Raw genomic sequence first — 15,680 nt, 5'->3', positions numbered from 1 at the left:
GGGAGCAAGCCGCCGACCTTGCCATCCCTGGACCGCCGTTTTGGAGGAGATTGCCGTGCACGACGATCACGACCATCATCACAATCATCACCACGACCACCATCACCACGACAACCACTATTCCGAGATGCAGGCGCGCGTGAGAGCGCTGGAAACGCTGCTGACGGAGAAGGGGCTGATCGATCCTGCGGCGATCGATGCGATTGTCGAGACTTATGAGACGAAGGTGGGGCCGAGGAACGGCGCGCATGTCGTTGCCAAAGCCTGGAGCGATCCTGATTTCGCCGACTGGCTGAGGCGCGACGCGACGGCGGCGATTGCCAGCCTCGGTTATACCGGCCGGCAGGGCGAGCATATGCGCGCCGTCTTCAACACGGCCGAGACCCATAACCTCATCGTCTGCACGCTCTGCTCCTGTTATCCCTGGTCGGTGCTCGGCCTGCCGCCCGTCTGGTACAAGGCGCCGGCCTATCGGTCGCGTGCGGTCATCGATCCGCGCGGCGTGCTTGCCGAATTCGGGCTGACGCTGCCGGCGCGCAAGAAGATCCGCGTCTGGGATTCGACGGCGGAGCTGCGTTATCTCGTCATCCCCGAGCGGCCCGAGGGCACGGACGGAATGGACGAGGCAGCACTTGCCGGTCTCGTCAGCCGCGACGCGATGATCGGCACCGCGGTGGCCGGCAGCCCGGAGGCGCTCGCATGAACGGACCGCACGATCTTGGTGGGCAGATGGGCTTCGGGCCCGTCGCGCCGGAGAAGGACGAACCCTGCTTCCATGCCGAATGGGAAAAGCGGGCGCTCGGCATTACGCTGTCCTGCGGCGCTTTCGGCGCCTGGACGATCGATGAAAGCCGGCATGCGCGCGAGAATATCCCGCCGGCCGATTACCTCGCGGCGAGCTATTACGAGATCTGGATCCGTGGCGTCGAGACGCTGCTTGTGCGGCACGGCTTTGCGACGCGCGAGGAATTGATGTCCGGCCACACGCTGCAGGAAGGTACCGCGCCGAAGCGGGTGCTGAAGGCGGAGATGGTGTCCGCCGTGCTGGCATGGGGCGGGCCTTGCGATCGTCCCGTCGATACCGCGCCGCGCTTTGCCGTCGGCGAGACGGTGAGGACGAGGAACTTCAATCCGGCCACCCATACGCGGCTGCCGCGTTATGCGCGCGCCAAGAGGGGTGTCGTCGAAGTGGTCCAAGGCTCCTTCGTCTTTCCCGACGACAATGCCCATGGCAAAGGCGAGAACCCGCAATGGCTCTACACCGTCGTCTTCGATGGCGGCGAGATCTGGGGCGAAGGCGCCGATCCGTCGCTGACCGTCTCCATCGATGCGTGGGAGAGCTATCTTGAGCGCGTGTGAAAAGCCCTCGGATCTCGGCCAATCGCCCGGTCTGCCGAAGTCGCCGGAAGGCGCGCCGGTCTTTCCCGAGCCTTGGGCGGCCGAAGCTTTTGCCATGACCGTGCATCTGCATGAGAAGGGGCTGTTTGCCTGGAGCGAATGGGCCGAGGTCCTGTCTCAGGAACTCCATAAGCCCGGCCGCGCCGAAGACGGCAGCGATTATTTCGATTGCTGGATGACGGCGCTTTGCGAGCTGCTTGTCAGTCACGGCATAGCGGATACATCCGCCATTCTCGACTTGCAGCAGAGCTGGCAGCGGGCGGCCGAAGCCACGCCGCATGGGCAGCCGATCGAGCTCGCCAACGATCCGCTGCGCTGATCTTCACGATGGAAACTGCCGGTAGCATTCCTCGGCGACGCCCCGCAGCGTCTCGCGCGAGATTTGGCCGGTGACGGCGTAACCTAGTTCGCCGTCGACCCAGTAGAACGTCTCGAGATTGCCCGATGAGGCGAAGCGGAAGCTCGTCGTAGGGTTTTCCCTGTTGCGGCCGACAATGACCGTCAGGCGTTCGCCGGCCTGGTTCTCGTACATGAACATGGCGCCCGGCCTGCCGTCGACCGGCAGCAGGCGACCGCCGACCAACCTGAAGCCGAGCGACTGCAGGTCGGGGATCTTCAAATTCTCGATGGCCAGCCGCTTTCCGAGCCAAGTGGCGAGATGAGCCTCCTCGTCGGCGAAGACTTCGACGGGATGGCGCACCTCGGCGGCATAGACGGTGAAGGCGGTCTCGGCCTGTTTCGGCAAGGTCTCGGAGCCCGCAAGCTGCAGGTCCGGCTTTGCCAGGAGAGCCGGGCCATAATGACCGCTGACGGCACCGAGCGCGAAGACGACGAGCGCTGCGGCGGCGACTGCCCAGCGGTTCGGCGCCGACGGGATGGCGAGCGGCGGCGCGACAAGCAGGGCATCGGTGTCCTTCGCCTTGTCGTAGCCTGCAAACAGCGTGCGGATGCCGCTGTTCTGCGTCTGCCATTCGGCGACCATCGCCGCTTCGTCGGGGTTGTCGGCCAGGAAGGCCTCGACGCGGGCGCGTGCGGTTTCCGCCAGCTGGCCGTCGGCATAGGCGTGGAGATCGGCTTCGGTGACGATCGGGTTGGTCTCGTTCATTTTGGTCTCCGAAGCGTAATGACGTTATCGGCTTTCAGCCGTTCGGCGATGCGCTGGCGGGCGCGCGACAGGCGGGACATGACGGTGCCGATCGGGATATCGAGCGCGGCGGCGACCTCGCTGTAGCTATATCCCTCGATGACGATGAGCATCAGCACGGCGCGGTGCTCCTCCGAAAGGCTGTTCAGCGCATCGTCGAGCCGGGCGCGTTCCAGCGGATCGGCCGGCGGTTCGGGCGAGGCCACATCCTGTGCCGCGTCGAGTTCGACCATGGTGTCGCGCGCCCTGCCGCGCCGGCCGTTGCGGTAGAGATTGGTCATGATGGTCAGGACCCAGCCGCGCAGGTTGAGGCCGCGCCACTGGCCGCGGTGCGCCAGCACCTTCTCGACACAATCCTGGAGCAGATCCTCGCCATCGACATCCGAGCGCGTCAGGCTGCGCGAATAGCGCCTGAGCGAGGGGAGGAGGGCCAGGACCTGGCCCTCGAAGCTTTCGGGTGCGGGTGTCTTCACGGCTCTCTTTGTCAGGTTTTGGCCATCAAGGCTTGGCAAGCTCCCAGTTGCCGCCGACGCCATCGCCGGTAATGTCGCCCATCTTCTTGTCCTTGACCCAGAAGTAAAGCGGCATGCCGTCCTTGGCCCATTGCTTCGTGCCATCCTTGCGATCGATGATCGAATATGCACCATCGGCCTTGGCATCGCCAGACGCCTTCAGCGGCGGCCAGTTCTTGGCGCAATCGCCGTTGCAGTTGGAAACCCCCTTGGCGTCCTTTTTGAAGGTATAGAGGGTCATGCCGTTTTCGCCGGCAAGAACCTTGCCCTTGGCGGAATCGACTGTCTTGACGGGAGCGGCGGCGAAAGCTGCGGTTGCGGCAAGGGCGCCAGCCGCCACGACGGACAGGAATTTCACGGACTTCATGATGTTTCTCCTCGGGTTGGGCACGCAATTTTGCGCTGCCTGAGATGAGACACGAAGCGAGGCGGTTTTATTCCCATGTGGAGAAGGTTTATGGCGGGCGGGGGCTCATTCGCCACACAACACTCTGCTTTTACAGGTCATTTACATCATGATCATTTGCGGATATCATATATCCTTAATTCCGCTCGCCGAGCCAGCCATGATGAGTTGTTGAATGATCCTGAAAAGCCAGGTCGAGTGGGCGCTGCACTGCTGCGCCATTCTCGCGGGCCTGCCCGAGGGCAGGTATCTCTCCACCAAGGCGCTCGCCGAGCTTCATGGCCTGCCGAAGGAATATCTCTCCAAGGCACTGCAGAGCCTATCTCAGGCTTCCCTTGTCGAGACCACGCTTGGTCCGAGCGGCGGCTACAGGCTTGCGAGGGCGCCCTCGGCGATCAATTTCCTCGACATCGTCGAGGCGGTCGAGGGCAAGGCACGGAGCTTCACCTGCACGAATATCCGGGCGAATAATCCCTGTCGGCCGGAAGGTTATTGCGACAGCAAGCCCTGCGCGGTCGCCCGCATCATGTGGGAAGCCGACGAGGCTTGGCGCGATACGTTGAGACGCGTTCGGCTTTCCGATCTCGTCGATAGCTTGTCGCAAGAGGTGCCGCCCGACATCTGGCAGAGCACGTTCCAATGGGTTCTCAAACGGGCCGGATGATTATGCTCTGAAGATGGTTCTGATGGTTTCCAGGACCGCATGCGCATTGCGAACCTGTTCGGGCGGCAAGGCCGCGCGGTCGCGAAAACGTTCGGCTCGGCCGGCGAGGTCTTCGGCGATTTCTTCGGCCAGCAGCGGGCGTTCGGCCAGCAGCGGCGCGAAGGCTTCCTGATCGATTTCATAGACCGTCACCGGTGTCAGCGCCTCCAGGGTGCAGACCTCCCGCATACCGGCGAGCAGGCCGGTCTCGCCGAAAAAATCGCCGGGCGCCAGCCGCCCGCGCTCCTCGCCTCGATGCCGCGCGGCGATCACGCCGGCGCGCAGCATCATCAGTGAGGGCAGCATTTCGCCCTCGCGCACGATCACATCGCCCTTCCGGAACTCCCTGACGGCGGTGGTCTCGGCGAGCTTCTGCTTCTCATCGACCGTCAGGGCCGCAAAGATCGGAATCGCGTCGATCAGCGCAAGCGGCGTCACGCTCGGCGGCTGCGCGGATTCTTCCGTCGGCAGATCGGCGGTCAGGATCGTCGCGGATGCCGGAACGGCCAGAAGCAGTCCCGCCGATTTGCTGTGGCGGTAGACGAGATCGAGCACCTCGTTTCGCGCGGCCGCCCGCTGGCTCGGACTCGTCACCCGAAACTGCAGCTCGACTTCGAGCGCGGTGGCATCGAGCCCCTTGAATGCGATGACCGGCGGCGGGTCACGCACGATCGAATTGCAGCTCGCGAGCGCCGATACCATGACGTGGCGGATCGCGGACGGCATTCGCGTCGGCGCGATTCGGATAGCAAGGATCAGGAGATGGGTCTCGTCCGGCCGGCTGACATTCGTCAGGGCGAGCTTGGCCATGAAGCTGTTCGGCAAGACGACGACATTGTTGCCGCCGGTCAGGATATGCGTGGCGCGCCAGGTGTTTTCGATGACGCGGCCTTCCGTGCCATCGCTCAAAAGGATCCAGTCGCCGATGACATAGGGTCGGCCGAGGGTCAGCGCGATGCCGGAGAAGACGTCGGCGAGCGTATTCTGCAGCGCAAGGCCGAGGATGATGGCGACGACACCGGAGGTGGCGACGAGGGTTCCGATCGGCACGCCAAAGACGAAGGCCAGGATCGAGAGCGCCATGCCGATATAGACGACGCCGACGACGAGATCCTGCAGCAGGCGTGCCTCGCGCGGATTGCCCTCCAGCACGAGGTAGAGCCGGATGAAGCCGATGACCGCCCAAGCCAGATGGACCCACCAGAGCGATTTCGCCAGGTTCACCAGCAGGGCCTGCGGATCCGGGGAGTCGTATCCCTGAAAGCGGTGAGGATCGATGCCGCTTGCCGTGAGGATCAGCGTCATCACGGCAAAGAACAGGATCTGCACCACCAGCCGCGTCGTCGGCCGTTGGCTGGAGAGAAAATACCAGACGACGATGCCGGCGATGCCGACCGTTATCAGAGATATCAGCGGCTTGCCGAAGAGTGCATCGTAGACCATCTCTATTTGTCTCCGGGAGGGCGAGCGGCACACGGTTGAGCATGTCGGCTGTCCGCGCAAGCATGAGCCCCGCGCGGACAGGCTAGGCGTTCGCCTAATTTTTGGGGGGGTAGGTCAGTTCTTTCTGATCGGTGTCGACGACGAAGACGGCGAGCAGGCGGGCTGGCTTGGTCTCGCTGCCATTGGCGCTGACGCCGTGGCGGTCGCCCGGCATTTCCGAGAAGCTCTCCCCGGCCTGATAGGTCTTGACCGGGCCGTCATTGACTTGGCTGCGGATCGACCCCTCAAGTACGGTGGCGTAGATGAAAGCCGAGTCGGGATGGGTATGGCCTTCGGAGAAACCGCCGGGGCCGTATTCTACCAGTACGCCCTTGATGCTCTTGCCTGGCACGTTCGGCAGTTCGTGTTCATAGACGAGCGTCACCTTGGCGGACTTGCTGCTGTCGCGGGCCGAAGCGCCGGTGGCTGCCAGAAAGGCGAGGGCGGCGGCAAGGATTGATTGTCTGATCATCAGAATCTCCATGGTTGGGAACGACGCGCCCGAGCGGACGCGTCGATGGCCAGGTCACCTGGGCTGGGCGGATTTTGCGAACCACTGCTCGAAGGTGATCGAACCGAGGCGCGGGTTGTCGTCGGAGACGAGCGAGTGGTCGTTCAGCCTGACGCCGAAATATTTCGCTTCCGGGTCGGACTCGACGGTTCTCGGGTCATTCATGGCCTTCAGATATCGGCCGACGAGGTCGCTGAGCCGCGCCCGTTCCGGCCCTGATATCTCGATCGTCCCGTTGACAGCCGGCGAAAGCGCCACATCCGCCATTGCGTCGGCGACGTCGTCGGAAGCAATTGGTTGCACATAAGCCGGCGACAGTCGCACCGTCTGGCCGACCGTGCCAGATTGGGCGATGCCGTTCAGGAATTCCATGAACTGGGTGGAATGCACGATCGTGTAGGGAATGCCCGATGCCTTGATCAGCTTTTCCTGGGCGAGCTTGCCTCGGAAATAACCGCTGTCCTGCAGGCGTTCCGTGCCGACGACGGAAAGCGCGATATGGTGCTTGACGCCGGCGGTCTTTTCGGCGGCGAGAAGGTTGCGTCCCGACGTCTCGAAGAATTCGAGCACCGCCTTGTCCTCGAAGGAAGGCGAATTGGCGAGGTCGACGACCACTTCGGCGCCGGCGAGCGCTTCGGTCAATCCTTCTCCCGTGATCGTGTTGACGCCGGAGTTCGGCGAGGCGGCGATCACCTGATGCCCGCGCGTGCGCAGGCGTTCGACAGTCTTCGAACCGATAAGGCCGGTTCCGCCGATGACAACGATTTTCATAACGGACTCCTTTCGCCGCCGGGATGCCGACAGCGTCAAAGTTGAATCTTCTCAACGAGTTGCGACGGTTAGTTCAGGCCAGCCTTGTCGAGGCCGTAGGCCTTGTCGGCCGTGCCGGGCACGGTCTTGAAGCCGACGTTGATGCGGTTCCAGGCATTGATGGCCATGACGACGAAGGTCAGGTCGGATATCTCCTTCTCCGAAAGCTGGCCGCGTACCCGCTCGTAGATTTCGTCGGGAACGCCGCCTTCCGGGAGCTTGGTCAGCGCCTCGGTCCAGGCAAGGGCGGCGCGCTCGCGGGGGATGAAGACGTTCGATTCCCGCCAGATGGCGACGTGATGGAGCCTGAGTTCGCTCTCGCCGTAGATCTTTGCCTGCTTCACATGCATATCAAGGCAAAAGCCGCATCCGTTGATCTGCGAGGCGCGGATCTCGACGAGGGCCTGCAGCTTCTCGTCGATCACGCTGCTCTTCAGTGCCATGCTGAATTCCATGAATTTCTTGAAAAGCTCGGGGGACTGTTGGGCGTAGTTCAATCGCTGGGTCATGTCTCTCTCCTTCAATTAAGGATATCATGTATCCTTATGGATACAAAATATCCGTAATTGCTGGACTGTAAAGCCATTCTCGCTTAGTCTCACCGCATAAAGCCTATGCGCAAAAGTATCAGGGGGCAGGGATGGATATCGTTTCGGCATTGCGGACATTCCAGCGCGTCGTGGAAACGGGGTCCTTCTCGGCGGCGGCGCACGATCTCGACGTGACGCAGCCGGCGGTCTCACGGCAGGTCGCGGCGCTTGAAGGCCATTTCAATACCCGGCTTCTGCATCGCACGACGAGCGGCCTGTCGCTGACGGCGGAAGGCGAGCGCATGCTGCCGATGGCGCTTCGGATCCTCGAAGCGGTGGAGGAACTCGGCGATGCCGCCGGTTCCGAAGGCTCCATGGCTTCAGGGAAGGTCAGGCTCAGCGTTCCGGCGCCGCTCGGCCTCTATCTCAGCGAGCGGCTCGGCGACCTTCTCGCCGCCCATCCGAAACTCTCGGTCGAGCTGCTCTTCAGGGAGGAGGGCTCGGATATGATCGAGGAACGACTGGATATCGCAGTGCGCCTCGGCCCGGTCGCCGACAGCAGCCTCGTCTGCCGGCGGATCGGCTGGACGACCGCCTTCCTTGTTGCATCTCCCGCCTATCTCGCGCGCAAGGCCGCTCCGCGCACGCCCTGGGATATCAAAGACCATGAGTGCCTGTGCTACAACAGGGCAGGTGAGGCCAATAGCTGGTCCTTCTCGAATGGCTCGGAAGACATATCGGTCCGGATTTCGCCGCGGCTGACGGCCTGCAATTCCGTCGCCATTCACCGGGCGGCCCTTGCCGGCGCGGGCCTCGCAGTGCTTTCCCACATCATCGCCGTGCCCGATATCGCCGCCGGCCGGCTGATCCCCGTCATGGAGAACTACCAGCCGAGTCGGCTGCCGATCACCGTCGTCTATCCCTCGCGGCGCAACATGCCGTTGCGCGTCAAGACGGTTTTGGACTTTCTCATCGAGGCCATGACGCAGGACCCGTCGATGTGTGCGAGCGGCACGGACCGGCCGTGGCAGGCATGATCGTCCGGCCGGACGATTTGCCGTTTTCTGCCTTGCCTAACGCCGGCGAATCCTGCCAAGTCTCGCGATCATGCAATTTGCGCCGCAACAAGACGAAGCCCTCAAGGCTGTTTCGAAATGGCTGAATGAAGGGCGCTCGCCGCTCTTTCGCCTGTTCGGCTATGCCGGGACGGGAAAGACGACGCTTGCCCGGCATTTCGCCGAGAATGTCGACGGTGACGTGCTGTTTGCCGCCTTCACCGGCAAAGCCGCGCAGGTGCTCCGCTCGCGCGGCGCCTCCAATGCCAGAACCATCCATTCGCTGATCTATCGCCCGCGCGGCGAGGAGGCAGTGGAGGACGAGGAGACCGGCAAGACATCGATCGCGCCGATGTTTTCGATTAACCGACAGAGCCCGGTCGCCAAAGCGGCGCTGATCATCGTCGACGAATGCTCGATGGTGGACGAGGCGCTCGGCAAGGACCTGATGAGCTTCGGCACGCCGATCCTGGTGCTCGGCGATCCCGGCCAGCTGCCGCCGGTTTCGGGCGGCGGCTATTTCACCAATCAGGAGCCGGATTACCTGCTGACTGATATCCACCGGCAGGCGCGCGACAATCCGATCATCAAGCTCGCCATGCAGGTGCGCGAGGGCAATGAGATCATGTATGGCGACTACGGCACCGCCAAGGTGATCCCGAAGAACGAGGTAACGCAGCAGCTGGTGCTCGATGCCGACCAGGTGCTCGTTGGCACCAACAGGACGCGGCGGCGCTACAATCAGCGCCTGCGCGAGCTGAAAGGTTTTAACGCCGATTATCCGCAGACCGGCGACAAGCTCGTCTGCCTGAGGAACGACCCCGCCAAGGGTTTGCTGAACGGCTCGCTATGGCAGGTGATGACCTCGTCGAAGGAAACGACGAAGCCCGGGATCAATCTGCTCGTCCGCCCCGAGGACGACGACATGGACCGGGGGGCGGCCAAGATCAAGCTTCTGAAACAGGCTTTCGAGGATGTCGAAGGCGAGATTCCCTGGAATACCCGCAAGCGCTACGACGAGTTCGATTATGGCTATGCGCTGACCGTCCACAAGGCGCAGGGCTCGCAATGGAACGACGTCGTGCTCTTCGATGAGAGCTGGGCCTTTCGCGATACGCGCGAACGCTGGCTTTATACCGCGATCACGCGCGCGGCGGAGACGCTGACGATCGTACGCTGATCCCGGTTTCGGCGGGGAAGGAGACGGTGGCGGCCGTCGGGATCGAGGCGGATCAGGCTTGCACAATGCCGAGCAGGACAGCCTTGGCGATCGCTTGAAAGCGGTTGTTGGCGCGGAATTTCAGGATGATTGCGGCTTCTATATCCCTCGTCTCGTCGTGTTTCAGGTCGAGCGCCCGGGCGATGCGCTGGGTGGAATAGCCTTCCGCCATCAGCTCCAGGCAACGCTTTTCTTGCGGGGTCAGACTGGAGTTATCCTCATTGTCGTTGAGCGGCTGCGTCTCGATGCTGCCGTCGTAATCGAGAAGGTCGCCGACCTGCTGGAGCTGGCGGTGCAGCGTCGACATCTCCGCCGTCAGTTCGCGCCGGCGCACCTGCAAGGCCTCGCGGAACATTGCCTCGGCACTTTCCTGCGAATCGGCCTTGCGAAGCTCGTCCATCAATTCCTGGATCACGGCGATCGGCATGCCCGTCTCGCGGCAGACGGTGATGACAGCCATGCGCATGACGTCGTCCTGGCCGTAGACCCGCATCAGGCCGATGCGATTGGCCGAAATCAATCCCTTCTCTTCGTAGAAATGCAGCGTCCTGTGTGTAACGCCGAATGCGTTGGCCATATCGGCAATGGGCACCGGACCTTCCGGTAGATCCGGCGGCAGCGCAGCCGAAGGCAGGAACCGGTATTTCGACCGGGCCTCCGAAGCGAAACCGGCGGCAGCAAACAGGCGTTTGGAACCGTCTGGCATGAACCCTCCTAGGGCATCTTGTTGCACCTCATGCGGATTTGCCAGTTGCTTCCCGGGCGCGGCGAGTGGGGTTTCCTCTAGGCGGTCTTTTCGATGAGAAAGAAGCAGTACGCGGCCTACGTTTACGCGACATAATGTCCACGTTATGCGTGAACGATCTTTTTTATAAGTACTAAAAATAATCTCTTTTAAATGGGATAGCAACGAAAGCGCATAATTTGCCGGCATGCCTTCTGTGCTGTGCGGCATAACATGTGCTGCGCCGCCGCATTGAGCGGACGTCTCCGACGGGAATTCCTGTTGCGGTATGCTTGCCGTCGAAGTCTGGTTGAAGTGCTTGGATTGCATCAACGATCGGCATCGCATCCATCTGCGAATCTCGTTGGCCATTGCAGGGCTCTTGGCTTAAAAGCAGGGCCTCTCGTTTCCGTGACCGATGGATGCCAGCCATGCCCGCCAAGCTCTCCGTGAACCTCAACGCCATCGCCATGCTGCGCAACCGGCGCGACCTACCCTGGCCGAGCGTCGAAGCGCTCGGGCGAATCGCCCTTGCTGCCGGCGCCAGCGGCCTGACGGTGCATCCGCGCCCCGACCAGCGCCATATCCGCTTTTCCGACCTGCCGGTCATCCGCAACCTGATCGATGACGAATTTGCCGGAGCCGAGTTCAACATCGAAGGCTATCCCACGGAAGAATTCCTCGAACTCTGCGCCGGCTCCGCGCCCGAGCAGGTGACGCTGGTGCCTGACGATCCTGCGCAGGCAACCTCCGATCATGGTTGGGATTTTCGCAAGCACCAGGCGTTCCTGACCGATGTCGTCGCGCGGCTGAAGAAGATGGGATGCCGGGTCTCGCTGTTTGCCGACGGCGACGGGGATGCGGAAGCGGTAAAGCTGGCGAAAGCGACGGGCGCCGACCGGATCGAACTCTATACCGGCCCCTATGGCGGCTGCTACGACGCGCCGGAACGAGCAGCGCCGATCCTCGAAGCGCTCGGCAAGACGGCGGATGCCGCGCTCGCCATCGGACTTGCCGTCAATGCCGGGCACGATCTGACGGTCGCGAACCTGCCGGCATTGGTTAAGCGCATTCCAGCGCTTGCCGAAGTCTCGATCGGCCATGGGCTGACTGCCGATGCGCTGGAATATGGCATGGCCGAGACGGTGCGCCGGTTCTGCCGGGCTTGCGGGCAGGCGGTTTGAGGAAGCCGTTTGCCTCTGCGCTTTGACGGGGAGCCAGGCCCGGCGTTCTCGCCGTAAGGATATAACGCATTTTGCGTCTCCTGAGCCCAAGGACTTGGGCGCGCTGGATTTCTGTGCTTGTCACTGGGATCCACTCACGGCGCGTCAGCGCCGTGAGTGACACACCACCCGTGATGAGAAGCGTCCGAAATCTGAGCGGAAAGCTCAATGGCCTCCGGCGCTGCCAGCCGCCGTCAGCGCTGCCTTGTGCGTCACAAAGAAATCCTTCAGCGATTGCGGCTGTTTGCCGGTCAGCTTGGTGAAATCGCCGGTGACGATGTCGAAATTGCCGGCGCGGATATTGGCGTCGGCGGAGACCAGCATGTCGGCGACAAAGCCGGGGAGGCCGGCGCCGCGCATGCCCTGGCCCAGCTGTTCGTCGGTGACGTCGACGACTTCCAGCGGCTTTCCTGATGCTTCGGAGACGGTTGCCGCGATCTCGCGGTTGTTCAGAGACACCGCGCCGGTCAGCGTGTAGGTGGTGCTTTCGGAGGTGCCGGAGGCAAGGGCTGCGGCGATCGCCAGCGCGCAGTCGTCGCGGGAAATGGTCGCGACCTTGCCGGCGCCGGTGGCGCTGTACCATTTGCCGCCCTGCAGGCTGTGCGGCATGCCATGCAGATAATTGTCGTGATACCAGGCGTCGCGGATGATCGTGTAGGCGATGCCGCTTGCCTTGATGGCGTTTTCCGTGCCGAGATGATCGGGCGCGAAGGTGACGAGCGAATTGTCGGGCGCCGGCATCGAGGTATAGGCGATGTGCTTGACGCCCGCCTTGGCGGCGGCAGAGACGGCGACCTTATGCTGGGCGAGACGCTTGCCGGGAGTATCGAGGGCATCGGTGCTGATGATCAGCAGCCGGTCGATGCCGGCGAAGGCCTGCTCCAGGCCGGCCGGGTCATCGAAATCGGCCTTGCGGGTGAGAACGCCCTTGCTCGCAAGCATGGCGAGTTTTTCCGGGCTGCGCGTTGCCGCGACGATCGTGCCGGGGGCGATCTTGTAGGTCTCGATGAGATGATGGATGACACGCTGGCCGAGCTGGCCGGCAGCGCCGGTGACCAGGATGGTTTCGCTCATGGATCGTTCCTTCTGCGTTGTGTGAGGTGGTCTCAAAAAGAGACTAACGCTAGAATAGGAATTGACTTCACCCTGTAAAGGAGGCAGCTTTTCGGCTGTAAGTTACCAAAAGGGAACCAGCAGATGAGCGGCGCAGTCCTCAGTCTGAAAAACAGGATGCCGGGCGGGCGGCGTGAGATCGACCTCGCCGCCCTCGATTTTTCCAATTGCCCGATCCGGGATATGATGCAGCAGATCGGCGGCAAATGGTCGACGCTGCTGCTCGAAGTTCTGGCCGCAGAGCCGCGCCGCTTCGGCGAACTCAGGCGGATGCTTCCCGATATCTCGCAGCGCATGCTGACGCAGACGCTGCGTGATCTGCAGAGGGACGGTTATATCGACCGCGAGGTCTTCCCGACCAAACCGCCGAGCGTCGAATATTCGATGACGGAACTCGGCCGCTCGCTCTACCAGCCGCTGTCGCAGCTGTTGAACTGGGCCGAGGCGAACCACGATGCAGTGCGCGCGGCCCGCTCGCGTTTCGATGCCGCCGATAGCTAGCGTGGTGAGAGCCTTACCACCTCGCGCGCGTAAACAGCGCGCGAACCAATTCCTCCGATCGCTGCAATCCTTTGTCGCTGAGAACGAGGGACTTGCCCTTGCCTGCGGATTGGCAATCAGGCCCTTCTGATGCAGACGGTCGAGTACATCCCAGTCGACGCCTTTCCACGACCGGCGCTCGTCATGCAGCGTCAGCCAGAGCAATGCGAGAACGATATCGTCGATCTTTTCTTCATCGATATCCCTGCCGAAAACATCCCGTTAAAACGAAAAAATCCAGCAAGCTTGTCACATTAACTAGGCAAAACCGCGAAATCGACTCCGACTTTCAGGGCTATTGCTCAAGTCGACTTACCTGCCGCGCCCTTCCGTCAGGAACAGCAGGAAGGCGAATGCCGGGAAGGCGAAGCCGATCCAGGCGGTCATCGACCAGCCGCCGGTGGCGTAGGCCCAGCCGCCGAGTGCCGAGCCGATTGCGCCGCCGGTAAAGAATGTGGCCATGAAGAGGCCGTTCAGCCGGCTGCGATGTTCGGGGTTCAGCCCGTAGATGGCGCGCTGGCCGCAGACGAGATTGGTCGTGACCCCGAAATCGAGCATGATTGCCGCGACCGTCAGCAAGATCAGGGCGGAGAGCGAACCGTCGGCGGCGAAATGGCTGATCAGGAAGGACGCCATACCGAGCAGCATGGCGATCGCCGAGGCGCTTTTCGTCATGCCGCGGTCGGCAAGCCGGCCGGCAATGGGCGAGGCGATGGCGCCGGCGGCACCCGCTAGCGCAAAGAGGGCAATGCCGTTCTGCGTCAGGCCGAAGGCCGGGCTTGCGAGCAGCAGCGGCGTCGTCGTCCAGAACAGGCTGAAGGCGCCGAACATGCCGGCCTGATAGAGGGCGCGGCGCTGCAGCACACGCGAGTTCAGCGCCAGATGCGCCATGGAGGCAAGCAGTTCGCCATAGCCTAGTTTCGTCTTTGGCACGCGGACCGGCAGGTTGGCGCGCAGGACGATGGCGAGCACGATCATCAGTGCCGCGGTGACGAAATAGACCATGTGCCAGGAGGACGCCTCGGCGAGAAAGCTCGCGAAGGGGCGGGCGAGCATGATGCCGCAGAGCAGGCCGCTCATGACGTTGCCGACGACTTGGCCGCGCGTCGCATCCGGCGCCATGTTGGCGGCGAAGGGCACGAGCACCTGGACGGCGACCGAGGCAAGGCCGATCGACAGCGATGCGGTGAGGAACATGGCGGGCGTCGAAGACAGCGCGGCGCCGATCAGGGCGACCGCCGAGACGGCAATCAGCAGCAGCACCAGCCGGCGGTTTTCTGTGAGGTCGCCGAGCGGCACGATCAGCAGCAGGCCGAGGCCGTAGCCGATCTGCGTCAGCGTCACGATCAACCCTGTTGCAGCCGGCGTGAAGCCGAGATCGGCGCTGATCGGGCCGGCGAGCGGCTGGCCATAATAGAGATTGGCCGCCACCAGCCCGCAGGCGGCGGCGAAAAGAAAGGTGAGCCAGGGGGATAGCGCTCGTGGAATGGCATTATTCGGCGTAGTGGCTGAAATGCTCATCAGAAACTCCGGTATGATTGAAAGGATTAGTCGCAAATCGGTCTTGCCGCCGGCCACCCGTTTCCGCCCGCGGCGCAGAGGCCTAACTCCCGGAGTGCCGAGCGCTTCCTGGGAATGCCGGGCATTCCTGGGAAATGTCACGTCACCAGTTTCATCGCGGCTTCGGCGGCGGCGGCCATCTCTTCGCCGCTGCGGCCCGTCTTGCCGATGACGCGCATACCCTTGGTGAGGCAAAGAAGCGCCAGCGATGTGGCGGAAGCATCGAGATCCCGAGAAATCGAGCCGTCGGACTGGCCGAGACGGATCAGATCGGCCAAAAGCGCCTCGTCGGTCATGAAGGCGGTGGCGACGCGTTCGGCCGCCTCCTCGTCGAAGAGAGCGAGGTCGCCGGCGCTGCCGACGACGAGACACCCTTGCCTGCCGATTTCGCCATGGGACGAGCCCGCAAAGAAGGTGATCAGCGTATTTAGCTTGTCGCGGCCGGTCTCGACGCTTGCGAGTTCGGTGTCGAGCAGGCCGCGGCGCACGGCGCGATAGCGGTCGAAGGCGGCGAGGAAGATGCCCCGCTTATCGCCAAACGCCTTATAGACGCTGCCGGCGGCAAGCCCCATGGCTTCGGTAAGCTCGCTGATCGAGGCGGCATGGTAGCCGCGCTCGGAAAATACGCGCAGGGCTGCATCGAGTGCAGCCTCCGCGTCGAATTCCCGCGGGCGGCCGCGGCTTCGGGTCTTCTCGTGAAGGGTCGTTGCGTTCATGTTCGTCTAATTAGGAAATGATCATTTCCAAATC

Annotated in this window: 20 protein-coding genes and 1 pseudogene; 9 read left to right on the top strand and 12 right to left on the bottom strand. The window is 62.7% G+C overall.

What is annotated here, in order from left to right; all coding sequences use genetic code 11:
• Nucleotides 1–55 precede the first annotated feature (55 nt).
• The 3 genes from nthA to J2J99_RS14640 are packed head-to-tail and all read left to right on the top strand — an operon-like array spanning nucleotide 56 to nucleotide 1,717.
• Nucleotides 56–703, top strand: a complete 648-nt coding sequence (gene nthA, locus J2J99_RS14650) for a nitrile hydratase subunit alpha (RefSeq protein ID WP_207600928.1) — start codon at nucleotides 56–58, stop codon at nucleotides 701–703.
• Complete coding sequence (gene nthB / locus J2J99_RS14645; protein WP_168301826.1) at nucleotides 700–1,359, top strand: nitrile hydratase subunit beta; 660 nt, start codon at nucleotides 700–702, stop codon at nucleotides 1,357–1,359. The genes nthA and nthB overlap by 4 nt, the downstream gene beginning before the upstream one ends.
• Nucleotides 1,346–1,717, top strand: coding sequence for a nitrile hydratase accessory protein (locus tag J2J99_RS14640; RefSeq protein ID WP_168301825.1), 372 nt, complete (start codon nucleotides 1,346–1,348; stop codon nucleotides 1,715–1,717). The genes nthB and J2J99_RS14640 overlap by 14 nt, the downstream gene beginning before the upstream one ends.
• Before the next feature lie 3 nt (nucleotides 1,718–1,720).
• Here the strand turns inward: J2J99_RS14640 and J2J99_RS14635 are convergent, their stop codons facing one another.
• The 3 genes from J2J99_RS14635 to J2J99_RS14625 are packed head-to-tail and all read right to left on the bottom strand — an operon-like array spanning nucleotide 1,721 to nucleotide 3,421.
• The gene (locus tag J2J99_RS14635) at nucleotides 1,721–2,503 is read right to left on the bottom strand and encodes an anti-sigma factor family protein (RefSeq protein ID WP_168301824.1); all 783 of its coding nucleotides are present in this window, start codon (nucleotides 2,501–2,503) and stop codon (nucleotides 1,721–1,723) included.
• Nucleotides 2,500–3,015: an RNA polymerase sigma factor gene (locus tag J2J99_RS14630; protein ID WP_168301823.1), complete on the bottom strand. Its 516-nt coding sequence runs from the start codon at nucleotides 3,013–3,015 to the stop codon at nucleotides 2,500–2,502. The genes J2J99_RS14635 and J2J99_RS14630 overlap by 4 nt, the downstream gene beginning before the upstream one ends.
• Before the next feature lie 25 nt (nucleotides 3,016–3,040).
• Complete coding sequence (locus J2J99_RS14625) at nucleotides 3,041–3,421, bottom strand: COG4315 family predicted lipoprotein (protein ID WP_168301822.1); 381 nt, start codon at nucleotides 3,419–3,421, stop codon at nucleotides 3,041–3,043.
• A gap of 214 nt (nucleotides 3,422–3,635) precedes the next feature.
• Between J2J99_RS14625 and J2J99_RS14620 the strand changes: the two genes are divergently transcribed.
• Nucleotides 3,636–4,124, top strand: a complete 489-nt coding sequence (locus tag J2J99_RS14620; RefSeq protein WP_168301821.1) for an RrF2 family transcriptional regulator — start codon at nucleotides 3,636–3,638, stop codon at nucleotides 4,122–4,124.
• Here the strand turns inward: J2J99_RS14620 and J2J99_RS14615 are convergent, their stop codons facing one another.
• The 4 genes from J2J99_RS14615 to J2J99_RS14600 form a co-directional block, all read right to left on the bottom strand.
• The gene (locus J2J99_RS14615; RefSeq protein WP_168301820.1) at nucleotides 4,125–5,606 is read right to left on the bottom strand and encodes a mechanosensitive ion channel family protein; all 1,482 of its coding nucleotides are present in this window, start codon (nucleotides 5,604–5,606) and stop codon (nucleotides 4,125–4,127) included.
• A gap of 94 nt (nucleotides 5,607–5,700) precedes the next feature.
• A complete protein-coding gene (locus tag J2J99_RS14610; RefSeq protein WP_168301819.1) occupies nucleotides 5,701–6,117 on the bottom strand; it encodes a cupin domain-containing protein in 417 nt (138 codons plus the stop codon).
• A gap of 54 nt (nucleotides 6,118–6,171) precedes the next feature.
• On the bottom strand, nucleotides 6,172–6,927 hold the full coding sequence (locus J2J99_RS14605) for an SDR family oxidoreductase (RefSeq protein ID WP_168301818.1): 756 nt from the start codon (nucleotides 6,925–6,927) through the stop codon (nucleotides 6,172–6,174).
• Between the two features lie 68 nt (nucleotides 6,928–6,995).
• Entirely contained in the window at nucleotides 6,996–7,475 is a 480-nt protein-coding gene (locus J2J99_RS14600) for a carboxymuconolactone decarboxylase family protein (protein ID WP_168301817.1), read from the bottom strand.
• Between the two features lie 131 nt (nucleotides 7,476–7,606).
• Between J2J99_RS14600 and J2J99_RS14595 the strand changes: the two genes are divergently transcribed.
• Both J2J99_RS14595 and J2J99_RS14590 read left to right on the top strand, forming a co-directional pair.
• Nucleotides 7,607–8,533 carry a LysR family transcriptional regulator gene (locus J2J99_RS14595; RefSeq protein WP_168301816.1) on the top strand — a complete coding sequence of 309 codons (927 nt, stop codon included), beginning with the start codon at nucleotides 7,607–7,609 and terminating at the stop codon, nucleotides 8,531–8,533.
• Between the two features lie 70 nt (nucleotides 8,534–8,603).
• The gene (locus J2J99_RS14590; RefSeq protein ID WP_168301815.1) at nucleotides 8,604–9,731 is read left to right on the top strand and encodes an ATP-dependent DNA helicase; all 1,128 of its coding nucleotides are present in this window, start codon (nucleotides 8,604–8,606) and stop codon (nucleotides 9,729–9,731) included.
• Between the two features lie 52 nt (nucleotides 9,732–9,783).
• Here J2J99_RS14590 and J2J99_RS14585 read toward each other — a convergent pair whose 3' ends face one another.
• On the bottom strand, nucleotides 9,784–10,476 hold the full coding sequence (locus J2J99_RS14585; RefSeq protein WP_168301837.1) for a MerR family transcriptional regulator: 693 nt from the start codon (nucleotides 10,474–10,476) through the stop codon (nucleotides 9,784–9,786).
• Between the two features lie 449 nt (nucleotides 10,477–10,925).
• Here J2J99_RS14585 and J2J99_RS14580 point away from each other — a divergent pair, with 449 nt between their 5' ends.
• Nucleotides 10,926–11,678, top strand: a complete 753-nt coding sequence (locus tag J2J99_RS14580; protein WP_168301814.1) for a pyridoxine 5'-phosphate synthase — start codon at nucleotides 10,926–10,928, stop codon at nucleotides 11,676–11,678.
• A gap of 204 nt (nucleotides 11,679–11,882) precedes the next feature.
• On the opposite strand, the gene J2J99_RS14575 is transcribed toward J2J99_RS14580, so the two are convergent.
• A complete protein-coding gene (locus J2J99_RS14575; RefSeq protein ID WP_168301813.1) occupies nucleotides 11,883–12,791 on the bottom strand; it encodes an SDR family oxidoreductase in 909 nt (302 codons plus the stop codon).
• A gap of 123 nt (nucleotides 12,792–12,914) precedes the next feature.
• Here J2J99_RS14575 and J2J99_RS14570 point away from each other — a divergent pair, with 123 nt between their 5' ends.
• Nucleotides 12,915–13,331 carry a winged helix-turn-helix transcriptional regulator gene (locus J2J99_RS14570; protein WP_168301812.1) on the top strand — a complete coding sequence of 139 codons (417 nt, stop codon included), beginning with the start codon at nucleotides 12,915–12,917 and terminating at the stop codon, nucleotides 13,329–13,331.
• A 13-nt stretch (nucleotides 13,332–13,344) separates the two neighbouring features.
• Here J2J99_RS14570 and J2J99_RS34035 read toward each other — a convergent pair.
• Nucleotides 13,345–13,535 (bottom strand): annotated as a pseudogene (locus J2J99_RS34035) (DUF6429 family protein).
• Here J2J99_RS34035 and J2J99_RS14565 point away from each other — a divergent pair.
• The gene (locus J2J99_RS14565; RefSeq protein ID WP_205919231.1) at nucleotides 13,461–13,628 is read left to right on the top strand and encodes a hypothetical protein; all 168 of its coding nucleotides are present in this window, start codon (nucleotides 13,461–13,463) and stop codon (nucleotides 13,626–13,628) included. The pseudogene J2J99_RS34035 and the gene J2J99_RS14565 overlap by 75 nt on opposite strands.
• A 54-nt stretch (nucleotides 13,629–13,682) precedes the next feature.
• Here J2J99_RS14565 and J2J99_RS14560 read toward each other — a convergent pair whose 3' ends face one another.
• On the bottom strand, nucleotides 13,683–14,891 hold the full coding sequence (locus tag J2J99_RS14560) for an MFS transporter (RefSeq protein ID WP_168301811.1): 1,209 nt from the start codon (nucleotides 14,889–14,891) through the stop codon (nucleotides 13,683–13,685).
• A 137-nt stretch (nucleotides 14,892–15,028) separates the two neighbouring features.
• Entirely contained in the window at nucleotides 15,029–15,646 is a 618-nt protein-coding gene (locus J2J99_RS14555; RefSeq protein ID WP_168301810.1) for a TetR/AcrR family transcriptional regulator, read from the bottom strand.
• Nucleotides 15,647–15,680 lie beyond the last annotated feature (34 nt).

The organism is Rhizobium binae (assembly GCF_017357225.1).
GTDB classification, from domain to species: Bacteria; Pseudomonadota; Alphaproteobacteria; order Rhizobiales; family Rhizobiaceae; genus Rhizobium; species Rhizobium binae.
The sequence above is the reverse complement of the archived record's forward strand: the minus strand, read 5'-3'. Positions and strand labels throughout refer to the sequence as shown.